The 1590-nt window shown below is 73.6% G+C and carries 2 protein-coding genes; both read right to left on the bottom strand.

Translation table 11 applies throughout. The features are described 5' to 3' along the window. Positions 1–947: NUDIX hydrolase (locus tag RMP09_RS18610; RefSeq protein WP_310567468.1), on the bottom strand; the 947-nt coding region annotated here is incomplete at its 3' end. A 127-nt stretch (positions 948–1074) separates the two neighbouring features. Continuing rightward, positions 1075–1590 (bottom strand): aspartate/glutamate racemase family protein (locus RMP09_RS18605; RefSeq protein ID WP_310567467.1); only part of this gene is annotated, 516 nt, incomplete at its 5' end.

Genomic DNA, 1590 nt, shown 5'->3' with positions numbered 1-1590 from the left:
CCGGGGTCGATGGCGATGTGGCCGCTCACCGGGTCGCCCACCAGGTAGCTGTTGGTGCCAGGGCCGGTCATGAAGCCGGGGTTGGGCGCGGTCAGCCGCTGCACGTGTTTGAGCAGGGGCACCGGGCGCTCGGTCTGCCAGGCCAGCTCGTGCACGATCTGCCCGTCGGGGCAGACCAGGGCGAGTTCACCGAAGGGCGGCTCGTGCTCCATGTGGCGCGACTCGTGGCCGTTCATGAGGCCGGCGCGCGGGCAGCTGGTGAACAGCGGCTCGTCGTTGACCGCGCACGCATCGAGCACCGCCTGAACGGTGGGGTAGGCCTGCAGCCGTTCCAGCGTGCGGATGGTCGGGAAGATGATGAAGAACTGGCCCGCCGCGTGGCGCGCCAGCGCATCGGCCGGGCGCACCCACAGCGGCTCGAACTGCTCCGACTCGTCGGCCACCGGTTCCTGGCCCTCGGGCATGCGCGCGACCAGGAAGGGCACGTCGAAGCGGCGCGGCAGGTCGCGGTCGGTGATCCAGTGCGCGAGCACGAAGACCTCGGCACCCGACAGCGTCAGGCCCTGCGCGGCGCACTGGTCTGCGAAGGGGGCTTTGCGGTCCAGCGCGGCGATCTGGGCAGTGTCCAGGTGCGAGCCATCGGCGCGCCGCGCCAGCAGGATGCCCAGTTCCTCGAAGCTCTCGCGGATGGCGGCGATGGCCTGCGTCAGGTGCAGGTCGCTCTGCGTGGGGCGGCGGGTGGACTGGCCGTGCGCTTGTGCGTCGGCGGCGTCGATGCCGCCGCCGGGGAAGACGTAGGCACCGGGCGCGAAGCTCGCCGTCATCGAGCGGCGCGTCATCAGCACCTCGACGCCTTGCGGCGCATCGCGCAGCAGCAGCACGGTGGCGGCGGGGCGCACCGGGGCGGGTGCGCGCTGGGGGTGGAGCAGTTGGGTGGGGCGGACCATGCGCACATTGTGCGTGGACTGGCGGCCCGCCGCTGTCGCTGACAGGCGCGCCACCTCGGTCCGTTCGCACGGAGCTGGGCGACGGGCTCGCCAGGGCTTCGACAGGCTCCGCCCGAACGGATGGCCTTCAATGGCCCGGGGTGGGGCCCAGCACCGCCATCTCGGCCGACAGGCCCTGCCATGCGATGTCGAAACCTGGCGTGGTGCGCTGTGGTGGCAGCGGCGTGCTGCGCAGCGCCCAGTGGGTGCCGGCGGTCACGCTGTCGATCACCGGCACGGGCACCTGGGCCTGCACGGCGGCGGCCATGCCGGCCAGGCCCGCGCCGCCCAGGATGACGGCCTGCACACCCAACTGCTGCGCCGCGTCGCGGCAGGCCTGGGCCAGCAGGCGGTGGGCGGCGGCCGGGTCGGCCGCGAGCTGGGCACCGGTGGGCGCCACGGTGTGGATGCCGGCCAGCTGCTGCGCCTGACCGAGCGCCTGCGCCAGCCGCTGCAGCATGGGGCCCCAGCGCTCGCCGCCGGTGACGATGGCGTAGCGGCCGTGGCGTGCGGCTTCGATGAAGGCGGCTTCGGCCAGGCCGGTGACCGGCGCCGGGCTGGATTCGCGCAGTGCCATCAGGCCCGGGTCGCCGAAGCAGCCGAT

Origin of the sequence: Hydrogenophaga sp., assembly GCF_031426985.1 — a bacterium.
GTDB lineage: Bacteria > Pseudomonadota > Gammaproteobacteria > Burkholderiales > Burkholderiaceae_C > Hydrogenophaga.
This window is presented reverse-complemented; position numbering and strand designations above follow the sequence as displayed.